Genomic DNA, 10,968 nt, shown 5'->3' on the forward strand with positions numbered 1-10,968 from the left:
TTAGTTGCAAAACAGAAAAATTTCAAAAAAAGAATAATTCATATGTTGAATATTCAATTAAGTGTTGCATTTCATAAATTTAATTGGAATTATTAATATAATATGCATTAAAACATATAGTACATGCATATCTATATATTAACAAATTAAAAGGGGGTTAAAAATGATTAAGAAGATTTTAGCCATATTTATGGCAACAGTTATGATTATAGGACTTGTTGGCTGTGGTCAAGTAGCTGAAAAAAAAGAAGGTTTTAAAATTGGAATTATGACAGGCACAGTATCTCAAGGTGAAGAGGAGTATAGAGCAGCAGAAAAAATGAAGAAAAAATATGGTGATATGATAGTTCTTCAAACATATCCTGATAACTTTATGAAAGAACAAGAAACAACTATAGCAAATGTTATGAGCATGGCAACAGATCCAGAAGTTAAAGCGATTGTTATAGTTCAAGGTATACCAGGGGTATCAGCAGCTATAGATAAGGCTAGAGAAATAAGACCAGATATGCTATTCATAGTTGGTGTTCCAGGAGAAGATCCAGATATGATAGCATCAAAAGCTGATGTAGTATTTCAAGCAGATGAACTTGGAATGGGAACTACTATAGCAGAACAAGCTAAAAAAATGGGTGCTACAAAACTTGTTCACTATTCTTTCCCAAGACATATGTCGTATCAATTACTTGCCATGAGAAGAGATTTACTTAGAGAAACTTGCAAAAAGTTAAATATGGATTTTGTAGATGCAACAGCTCCAGATCCAACAGGAGATGCAGGTGTTCCTGGAGCACAGCAATTTATATTAGAAGATGTTCCAAGAAAAGTTGCTGAGCTTGGAAAAGATACAGCATTCTTTAGTACTAACTGTTCTATGCAAGAGCCACTTATAAAAGCTGCCTTAGAACAAGGTGCTATATATCCACAACCATGTTGTCCATCTCCATACCATGCATTCCCAGGAGCATTAGGAATTCAAATACCTGATGATAAAAAAGGTGATATTGATTATGTAGTTGGAGAAATTAAATCTAAGATAGCTGAAAAAGGTGGAACAGGTAGATTCTCTACATGGCCAGTTCCTGTTAATATGATGTTTGTTGAAAGCGGAGTTGAGTACGCTAAAGCATTCTTAGAAGGAAATACTAATGGTAAGGTAGATAAAGCTAAAATAGAAGAAATATTTAAGAATGTATCAGGCATGGAAATGAAATTAAGTACATTTACGAATGAAAGTACAGGAAATACATTTGACAATTTCTTTATGGTACTTTCAGATTATATAACTTTCTAAATAAGGATATTAAATATAGGGTTGCCTTTTTATGGCAACCTTAATTTACATATAAGGGGGATTTGGGTTGAGTGAAGAATATGTCATTCAAATGAAAAACATTAAAAAAGATTATTTCGGTAACCAAGTTTTAAAGGGAATAAATTTATCAGCTAGAAAAGGAGAAATACACGCTCTTTTAGGAGAAAATGGGGCTGGTAAATCTACACTTATGAACATATTGTTTGGGATGCCTGTTATTCATTCTACTGGTGGATTTGAAGGTGAAATACATATAGATGGTAAAAAGGTTGATATTAAATCTCCTAATGAAGCAATGAATCTAGGTATCGGAATGGTCCATCAGGAGTTTATGCTTATTCCGGGATTTAATATAACTGAGAATATAAAACTAAATAGAGAAACTACTAAACACAATATGCTAAGCAAAATTATGGGATCTAGTCTAAATAGTCTAGATTTTGATAGTATGAATAAGGATGCAAGAAAAGATTTAGATAAATTAGGAATAGACATTGACGAAAAGTCTAAGGTGTCAGGACTTCCAGTAGGTTATATGCAGTTTATAGAGATCGCTAGAGAGATAGATAAGAGTAATATAAAGCTTTTGGTATTTGATGAACCTACTGCAGTTTTAACAGAAAGCGAAGCAGATAATTTATTAAAGGCTATGAAAAGAATATCTGATTCAGGCATTGCAATATTGTTTATAACTCATAGATTAGATGAGGTAATGGAGGCAGCTGATAATATAACTATACTAAGAGATGGAGAGTTCGTAGCAGCACTTGACAAAAAAGATACAAATGTAATGCAGCTTGCAGAATTGATGGTTGGTAGGAAAATTGAAAGCTTAAATACGAATGAAGAAAGTGATGATAAAAATGAAGAAGTAATGATGTCTATTAAAGACCTAAAAGTATCTATGCCAGGAGAATATGTAAAGGGTGTAAATCTAAACATTAAAAAGGGAGAAATTTTAGGTATTGGTGGTCTTGCAGGACAAGGTAAAATCGGAATTACAAATGGAATAATGGGACTTTATCCAAGTGAAGGAGAGGTATTGTTAAATGGAAAGAAACTAAAGCTTAATTCACCTAAAGATCCTTTAAATAATAAGATTGCGTTTGTAAGTGAGGATAGACGAGGTATTGGCTTATTGTTAGATACTTCTATAGAAACAAATATTGTATTGACAGCTATGCAGATTAAAGGAGAGTTTATAAAAAATTATGGATTGTTTACGCAAACAAATAAAAAAGAGATAAGAGAGCATGCTCTTAAAATGATAAATAATCTTGATATAAGGTGTACGGGACCAACTCAGATTACTAGAAGACTGAGTGGAGGAAATCAACAAAAGGTATGTATAGCTAGGGCATTAACATTAAATCCTGATTTATTGTTTGTATCAGAACCTACTAGAGGAATCGACATAGGAGCTAAAAAATTAGTTCTTGATTTACTTGTAAAACTGAACAAAGAGTTAGGCATGACTATTATAGTAACATCTAGTGAACTTGGTGAATTGAGATCTGTCTGCAATAGAATAGCCATAGTTGCAGAAGGAAAAATAGAGGGAATATTAAAGCCTAAAGATAGCGATGTAGATTTTGGACTTATGATGGCTGGAGAATACAATAAAATTCATGCAAAGGAGGAAATATAAGTGGTTGAAACTATGAGAGATGTTACAAAAAAATTAGGGTTTGCAAGAACTACTATAATAGCTTTTTTAATAATACTTTGTGTGATGGCTGTTTTTCTGAAAATTCCAATATATATGTTATTATCTGATACCTTAGTTAGAACTGGTATGAATGGAATATTGGTTCTAGCTATGGTTCCTGGAATTTTATGTGGAATAGGACTTAATTTTGGTATTCCTTTGGGAATAGTGTGTGGACTATTAGGAGGACTTATAAGTATTGAAATGAACCTTAGGGGATTTAGTGCATTTTTTATAGCTATAATTATATCAATACCAATAGCTGCTGTTGTAGGGTATTTTTATGGAATTTTACTGAATAAAGTAAAAGGTTCTGAAATGATGGTATCTACATATGTAGGATTTTCAGCTATATCTTTGATGTGTATAGGATGGCTTATACTTCCTTTTAGTAGCTCTGAGATAAAGTGGCCGATAGGTGATGGACTTAGAACTACAATTTCTTTAAGTTCAAGGTTTGATAAGATATTAAACAACTTCTTATCATTTAACATAGGCAAGGTTAATATACCTACTGGTCTTTTAATATTCTTTATAATATCTTGTTTATTAGTTTATGTATTCTTAAATACCAAAGCAGGTATTACTATGAAGGCAGTAGGTGATAATCCTAAGTTCGCAATAGCATCTGGAATTGATGTTGACAAAAGTAGGATAATAGGGACTGTATTATCTACTATATTAGGTGCTGTAGGAATAATTGTATATGCTCAAAGTTATGGATTTTTTCAACTTTACCAAGCACCTATGATGATGGGATTTGCAGCAGTAGCTGCTATTTTAATAGGTGGGGCAAGCGCTCAAAATGCAAAAATATCACATGTTATACTTGGAACTTTTTTATTCCAGGGACTTTTGACAATAGCACTTCCTGTTGCAAATAAAATAATTACACAAGGAAACTTATCAGAGGTAGCAAGGGTTGTAGTACAATATGGAATTATTTTATATGCATTAACAAAAGTAGAAGGAGGGAAGTAGCATGAATGAAGAGAATGCAATTAAGGATAAAAGAAAATCAATAAATTTAAAAGAAATATTGTTTGATAATATAGTTACTATATTATTTGTAATTCTTTGTCTTATAGGTGTTAAGTATTCTGGGCAACCTATGATATTTATATTAAATGAGTTGATTGCTAGAATTTCAAGGAACTCATTTTTAGTACTTTCTCTTATTATTCCTGTACTAGCAGGTATGGGTCTTAACTTTGGGATAGTAATAGGTGCAATGGCAGGGCAGATAGCTTTAATAGCAGTAACTCACTGGAAAATCGGTGGTATACAGGGATTTTTATTATGTGCTGTATTGACAGTTCCAATAGCAGTTTTATTTGGGTATTTAACAGGAAAATTATTAAATAAAACCAAAGGACAGGAAATGATAGCTAGTATGATACTAGGATTTTTTGCAAATGGATTATACCAATTATTATTCTTATTTCTGATTGGAACATTAATTCCTATGAATAATCCAGTATTAGTTCTTAGTGGAGGAGTAGGAATAAAAAATACTATAGATTTAAGTGGAGGAATTAAGTATGCGCTTGACAATATAGTAAAGTTTCCGATGCTTGATGTTATAGTAGTGATATCTATCATAAGCATTTTGTATATTTTATTTAAAGGAGCAAAGAGTAAGAAAATTACTAAGAAACAGATTATAGATTTATCTATATTTTTAGTTATTGGTATAGTTTCTATTTTATTAATTCAATATCAACCTATATTTAAGATGATAAAAGTACCTGTTGTAACTATATTAGTTGTAGCTCTTCTTTGTATATTTAATGTTTTTATAATGAAGACTAAATTAGGGCAGGATTTTAAAGCAGTAGGTCAAGATAATCATGTAGCAAAGGTATCTGGTATAGCTGTTGATAAAATTAGAATAATATCTATAGTAATATCTACTGTATTTGCTGGATGGGGACAATTAATATTTTTACAAAACTTAGGAACGCTGAACACGTATGGAAGCCATGAGCAGGTTGGAATGTTTGCTATAGCAGCTTTACTAATAGGAGGCGCATCAGTATCAAGAGCTACTATATCTCAGGCTATAATAGGAACTATACTATTTCACACATTGTTTATAGTATCTCCACAGGCTGGTAAAAATCTATTGGGTAGTGCTCAAATAGGAGAATATTTTAGAGTATTTGTAGCCTATGGAGTAATAGGGTTATCTCTTGGACTTCATGCATGGAAAAAACAGATACAAGGAAAAAATAAACTTAAAGTCTAGAGCATTTTAATCATAAATTTAATATGATAATAAAATAATACCTTCTAATTAGAAGGTATTATTTTATTATAGAAATTTTAGATTTGTAAAAATATACTTTAAATTGTTTTTACTATATGGATACCTTATTATTAATAGCTTTAGATACTCTTTTACCTATTGAAACTGAAATGAATGCTTTTAAAAGATCACCTGGAATAAAAGGAAGAGCACCAGCTATAATAGCTTTAGATAATCCCATTTGAGTGACATGATTAAGCCATAATCCACCTATAAAATATATCACTATAATTCCTCCAAATATTGTTGCTAAAGTCATTTTAAGAGTAGTTGGGTTCTTGCCTTTTAAATAGCTTATTATTACAGCTCCTATTATAAAACCTACTATATATCCCCCGCTAGGACCAGCTATAATGTTAAATCCTGCTCTACCTCCAGAAAATACAGGTGCACCAGCTATACCTAAAAGAACGAATGTTAACATACTTAAAAATGCTTGTAGAGGATTTAATATACATCCTGCTAACATAACTCCAAGAGTTTGACCAGTTATAGGAACTGGGCTAAATGGAAGTGGTATTGATATATATCCCAAAACGCTAGTAAGGGCTGCAAACAAAGAGGCGTATATTATATCATTGATTTTTAATTTACTATTCATAAGTATACCTCCTAATATGTATTTGATTAATACGTTTATAAGAATTATAAATATAAATACTTGCTTTGTCAACTTCGAAAAAAAAAAGTTTACAATAAAAAGAGATAAAAGATCATAAACATATATGGTTAAAAATCTATTTATAATTCATAATATAATATATGTAGTAAAATTTTAGCACTATGATATAATGATATTCATATATAGTTTTAGGAGTGTGATGATTTTTGGATTCGAGTAGTTCTTGGCAATTTTTTATATTATTTATATTATTAGGGATATCTTCATTTTTTTCAGCTTCAGAGACAGCGTTAATGTCTTTAAGTAAGATCAAAATAAGACATATGAAGGAAGAAAGTATTGAAGGGGCAGATGTTGTAAGCAAATTAATTGAAAACCCAAATAAATTATTAGGAGCAATACTTGTCGGTAATAATGTTGTAAATATTGGAGCCTCGGCAATCGCTACATCTTTATTTATAGATTTATTTAAGGAAAAGGGTGCAGCTATTGCAACTATTTTTATGACTATAGCAGTTCTTATATTTGGAGAGATAACGCCAAAGTCATTGGCTGCTCAAAATTCAGAAAATGTATCTTTGAAGGTTTCAAAAATTATATCTATTGTGGTTGTAGTATTGAGTCCTATAGTTTTTATATTCAATTATTTATCTAAATTCATAATAAAGCTCTTTGGAGGTAACCCAGATGTTCATCAACCGTTTATAACAGAGGAAGAACTTAGAACTATGGTTGATGTAAGTCATGAAGAAGGTGTTCTTGAGGTTGAAGAAAAAGAAATGATACAAAACGTTTTTGAATTTGGAGACTTGCAGGCAAAGGATGCTATGATTCAAAGAACTGATGTTATAGGTGTTGATGTAGAATCTACTTATGAAGAGCTAGTAGAGATATTTCAAGAGGGTCATTTTTCTAGGATGCCTATATATGAAGAGAGTATAGACGACATCATAGGAATTTTAAATGTCAAAGATTTTGCATTTATTGATAAAGATAAGGATACATTTGATATAAGAAAATATATGAGAGATCCGTATTATACATTTGAATTTAAGAAAATAACTGAATTATTTCAGGAAATGAGAGAAGAAAAGGTTCATATGGCTATTGTTTTAGACGAATACGGTGGAACAGCTGGTATTATAACTATAGAGGATTTAATAGAAGAAATAGTTGGAGACATAGAAGATGAATATGATGAGGAAGATGATGAAATAAAAATAATAAATGAAGATGAATATGTTGTAGATGGAAGTACAAGAATCAATATAGTCAATGAAATTATAGGAACAAATATAGAATCAGAAGAATTTGAATCAATAGGAGGAGTTTTAATAGGCGAACTAGGAAGACTCCCAGAAGAAGGTGAAGAAGTAAATTTCGATAATATAAAGTTTATAGTTGAGAGCTTAGATAAAAATAGAATAAAGAGTATAAGACTTTTTACAAAATAAAAAAATGCCAAAGCAAATAGCTTTGGCATTTTTTTTGCATATACATAACTATAAAGACAAATAATAAAATTAAAGTAATTTATAAAAGGTGATGAAATATGTTCGATAAATGTTTTATTCAAAATATTAAAAACTTGTTTGTTTTTACACTTATATATACATTGATATTTATTATATTTTCTCTGACGATATCGTATACATATCCGTTTGTTTTAGCATTTGCAATTGCTGTACTTATAAAGCCTTGTACAGACTATTTATACAAAAAACTTCACTTAAAAAAAGGTATATCTGCTATATTGTTGTCAGCATTGATATTTATAGTTTTGTCATTAATCTGTACCTTTATAATATTTAATGTGAAAATAGAGTCTAAGGATATACTTAATTCTATAGATGATTTTAATGAATTATACAATAATGTAGGAAATCAAATGAATAAGTTGAATATATTTTATGAAAAGTTTGATCCGCAGATAGTAAAAAAGGTTCAAGAACAGATTTATTCTAATATTCACAATGTATTTGATGGTTTATTAGATATTATAAATAAAGGAATTCAGATGATAATAGGTATTCCATTTTTAGCTATTGTCGCATTTGTTATATTATTTAGCTTGTATTTTTTTGATAAGGATATGGACAAGGTGAAAAGTAAATTTTTATCTTTTTTTTGCGATGGTGGAAGAGAAAAGGCTACTAATATGTTAACTGAGATCAATCATATGATGTTTGGATATTTAAAGGCATATATAATATTGGTAGGGATAACCTTTATCTTTACTTTAATAGGTTTTTTGATATTAAAAATAAGGTATACATTGATTATAAGTATTTTAGTTGTGATTTCTGATATGGTACCTGTCGTTGGAATCTGGTTTGTATATATCCCTATGTTCGTATTTTATATTGTAAAAAAACAGTATTTTGTAGCTGTTGGTATAATAGCGTTATTTATTATAATAACTGTGATAATAGAACTAATAGAGCCAAAGGTTATATCAGACTCAGTTGGAATACATCCAATGACAGCTCTAGGAATAATATTTATAGGACTTACATCATATGGCATACTTGGTATGGTTTATTTAATGTTTTATGTTATATTTTATAAAATATTTAAAAAAGTCGACATAGTATAAAAAAAATTATATATATTATTTTATTATAGAAGAAAGAATGGTAAAATAAAGAAAAGGTTTTTGAGGAGGTTTTTAGTATGAGTAATGTTGTTGATAGATTTATAAAATATGTTAAGCAAGATACAAAGGCAAATCCGGATTCTAGTTCTTGCCCTAGCTCAAGTATTCAAATGGATTTTGCAAAACAATTAGTTGATGAGTTAAAGGAAATCGGTTTAACAGATGTAAGTGTTGATGAAAATGGTTATGTAATGGCAACTCTTGAATCTAATACAGATAAAGATGTAGAGACTATAGGTTTTATATCTCATATGGATACCGCTCCAGATATGAGTGGAAAAAATGTAAATCCTAAAATCGTTGAAAACTACGATGGAAAAGATATAATCTTAAGTGAAGATGGTAGTGTTGTATTATCGCCTGAAGATTCTCCAGAAATTTTAAATTATGTAGGAAAGACACTTATAACTACAGATGGGACAACTCTTTTAGGTGCTGATGATAAAGCTGGTATAGCTGAAATACTTACAGCTATGGAGTATTTAATAAATAATCCTGAAATAAAACATGGTAAAATAAGAGTTGGATTTACACCTGATGAAGAAATAGGAAGAGGCGCTGATAAATTCGATGTTGAAAAATTTGGTGCAAAATATGCTTATACGCTAGATGGAGGAGAAATAGGAGAATTAGAGTATGAAAACTTTAATGCAGCAGGAGCGGATATTACTGTAAATGGTAAGAATGTTCATCCTGGATATGCTAAAAATAAGATGAAAAATGCTGTTTTAATAAGTATGGAGCTTAATGAAATGCTTCCTAAGGAAGAAATTCCATCAAAGACTGATGGATATGAGGGATTCTATCATTTAAATGATTTAAATGGAAATGTTGAAGAAATTAAAATGGAATACATAATAAGAGATTTTGATATGGATAGCTTTGAAAATAGAAAAAAAGTTATGGAAGATGTAGTAAATAAAATTAATAATAAATATGGGAAAAATACTGCTGTATTAGATATGGAAGATCAGTACTATAATATGAAAGAAAAGGTAGAGCCTGTTAAGTACATAGTTGATATAGTTGAGGAAGCAATGAAGGAAACTGGTATAACTCCTATGATAAAGCCTATAAGAGGAGGAACTGATGGTGCTAGACTTTCATTTGAAGGACTTCCAACACCTAATATATTTACTGGAGGACATAATTTCCACGGAAAATATGAGTATATACCTACATTTGCTATGGAAAAAGCAGTAGAGCTTATAGTTAAGATAGTCCAAAAATATGAATCTAAAAATTAATACTAAAAAACAAATCCAATATAAATCTATATTGGATTTGTTTTTTTTTTGCAAATTACAAAATATAATAAAAAGTGATATAATAATATATAATTAATAAAGAGGGGGAATTTTTTAGAATGACCTATATTCAAAACATAATTAATACTAGTGCAAGTCAACATCTGAATAATTTAGGAATATATTTGATTTATTATTATATAATCATAAATATATACGGATTTATAATAACTGGTTTAGATAAGAAAAAAGCTAGAAGAAGACAGTTTAGAACGCAAGAACAGAGTTTTTTTGTTATTTCACTTTTAGGAGGAGCTTTAGGAGTTGTTATGGGAATGACAGTTTTTAGACATAAAACGCAAAAGAGTAAGTTTTATATAGGTATTCCTTGTATATTTTTATTAAATTTAGTTGTTTCATTTTTGATATATAGATATTTGATTTGAAGGGGGTTTAAATTATGTATGCTTTATGTTTAATTTTGAATAAGGTAGATAAGCTAGATGATGTATTAGATATATTTTATCATCTAAACTTAGGGGCTACTGTTATAGACAGCGAGGGGATGGGAAAGGTTCTTCTTGACCATGATATAGAGGTTCCTGTATTTTCTGGTATAAAGAAGTTAATAGAAGGACATAAGCCATACAATAAAACTATTGTGAGTGTAATAAGAGATGAAAAATTATTGAGAAAAGCTGTTGATAAAATAAAAGAAGAGTTGAATTATATAGAAAAGCCGGGAATTGGATTTTTGTTTGTAGTTCCGGTTATGGAATGTCATGGCTTTGGAGTAGAATAACATAAAATAAATAATCAGATTTATATGTTTAAAGCAAAAATGACGCTCATTGAAATAACGCTACTTAGTCAACATTTTTATAAAACTAAAGATTGAGGCTTATTAAATATACTAAAATTTCTTAAACTCTCTACGTTCAGACAAAGAAGTTTCTTAACGCATATTTAAACGCTCTAATCTAAGTTTTATGGAAAAATGTCAACAAAAAAGTAGCTACCTAAATTTCGTACAAATGTAATTATTTATTCACTATAAAATACCAATTGATCAAATCTCTAATTTGGAAAAATTATAGCTCTTAATCCCAAAA

General features: G+C 29.7%; 10 protein-coding genes. 9 read left to right on the forward strand and 1 reads right to left on the reverse strand.

Going from position 1 to position 10,968, the window contains the following annotated elements; genetic code table 11:
• Positions 1 to 163 precede the first annotated feature (163 nt).
• The 4 genes from WJW32_RS13530 to WJW32_RS13545 all read left to right on the forward strand — a co-directional run bounded on the left by WJW32_RS13530 (position 164) and on the right by WJW32_RS13545 (position 5,271).
• Complete coding sequence (locus tag WJW32_RS13530) at positions 164 to 1,294, forward strand: DUF3798 domain-containing protein (protein WP_340259216.1); 1,131 nt, start codon at positions 164 to 166, stop codon at positions 1,292 to 1,294.
• A 67-nt stretch (positions 1,295 to 1,361) separates the two neighbouring features.
• Positions 1,362 to 2,963, forward strand: coding sequence for a sugar ABC transporter ATP-binding protein (locus WJW32_RS13535; protein WP_340259218.1), 1,602 nt, complete (start codon positions 1,362 to 1,364; stop codon positions 2,961 to 2,963).
• Complete coding sequence (locus WJW32_RS13540; RefSeq protein WP_340259220.1) at positions 2,964 to 4,004, forward strand: ABC transporter permease subunit; 1,041 nt, start codon at positions 2,964 to 2,966, stop codon at positions 4,002 to 4,004. It begins immediately after the preceding gene.
• Between the two features lies 1 nt (position 4,005).
• Complete coding sequence (locus WJW32_RS13545) at positions 4,006 to 5,271, forward strand: ABC transporter permease subunit (protein ID WP_340259222.1); 1,266 nt, start codon at positions 4,006 to 4,008, stop codon at positions 5,269 to 5,271.
• A 112-nt stretch (positions 5,272 to 5,383) separates the two neighbouring features.
• On the opposite strand, the gene WJW32_RS13550 is transcribed toward WJW32_RS13545, so the two are convergent.
• Positions 5,384 to 5,932 (reverse strand): biotin transporter BioY, encoded by a 549-nt coding sequence (locus WJW32_RS13550; protein WP_340259224.1) that lies wholly within the window; start codon positions 5,930 to 5,932, stop codon positions 5,384 to 5,386.
• Positions 5,933 to 6,159: 227 nt separating this feature from the next.
• Between WJW32_RS13550 and WJW32_RS13555 the strand changes: the two genes are divergently transcribed.
• The 5 genes from WJW32_RS13555 (at position 6,160) to WJW32_RS13575 (ending at position 10,658) form a co-directional block, all read left to right on the forward strand.
• Entirely contained in the window at positions 6,160 to 7,407 is a 1,248-nt protein-coding gene (locus tag WJW32_RS13555) for an HlyC/CorC family transporter (RefSeq protein ID WP_445330247.1), read from the forward strand.
• 98 nt (positions 7,408 to 7,505) lie between these two features.
• Positions 7,506 to 8,549, forward strand: a complete 1,044-nt coding sequence (gene ytvI, locus WJW32_RS13560; protein WP_340259226.1) for a sporulation integral membrane protein YtvI — start codon at positions 7,506 to 7,508, stop codon at positions 8,547 to 8,549.
• Between the two features lie 77 nt (positions 8,550 to 8,626).
• Positions 8,627 to 9,856 carry a peptidase T gene (gene pepT / locus WJW32_RS13565; RefSeq protein ID WP_340259228.1) on the forward strand — a complete coding sequence of 410 codons (1,230 nt, stop codon included), beginning with the start codon at positions 8,627 to 8,629 and terminating at the stop codon, positions 9,854 to 9,856.
• Between the two features lie 119 nt (positions 9,857 to 9,975).
• Complete coding sequence (locus WJW32_RS13570; RefSeq protein WP_340259230.1) at positions 9,976 to 10,302, forward strand: DUF1294 domain-containing protein; 327 nt, start codon at positions 9,976 to 9,978, stop codon at positions 10,300 to 10,302.
• Positions 10,303 to 10,316: 14 nt separating this feature from the next.
• A complete protein-coding gene (locus tag WJW32_RS13575) occupies positions 10,317 to 10,658 on the forward strand; it encodes a hypothetical protein (RefSeq protein ID WP_340259232.1) in 342 nt (113 codons plus the stop codon).
• Positions 10,659 to 10,968 lie beyond the last annotated feature (310 nt).

The organism is Tepidibacter sp. Z1-5 (assembly GCF_037844525.1).
GTDB lineage: Bacteria > Bacillota > Clostridia > Peptostreptococcales > Peptostreptococcaceae > Tepidibacter_A.

Coding starts and splice junctions, on each gene's coding strand:
- WJW32_RS13575 (WP_340259232.1), top strand. CDS start 10,317: ATGTATGCTTTATGTTTAATTTTGAATAAGGTAGATAAGCTAGATGAT.
- WJW32_RS13570 (WP_340259230.1), top strand. CDS start 9,976: ATGACCTATATTCAAAACATAATTAATACTAGTGCAAGTCAACATCTG.
- WJW32_RS13530 (WP_340259216.1), top strand. CDS start 164: ATGATTAAGAAGATTTTAGCCATATTTATGGCAACAGTTATGATTATA.
- WJW32_RS13550 (WP_340259224.1), bottom strand. CDS start 5,932: ATGAATAGTAAATTAAAAATCAATGATATAATATACGCCTCTTTGTTT.
- ytvI (WP_340259226.1), top strand. CDS start 7,506: ATGTTCGATAAATGTTTTATTCAAAATATTAAAAACTTGTTTGTTTTT.
- pepT (WP_340259228.1), top strand. CDS start 8,627: ATGAGTAATGTTGTTGATAGATTTATAAAATATGTTAAGCAAGATACA.
- WJW32_RS13545 (WP_340259222.1), top strand. CDS start 4,006: ATGAATGAAGAGAATGCAATTAAGGATAAAAGAAAATCAATAAATTTA.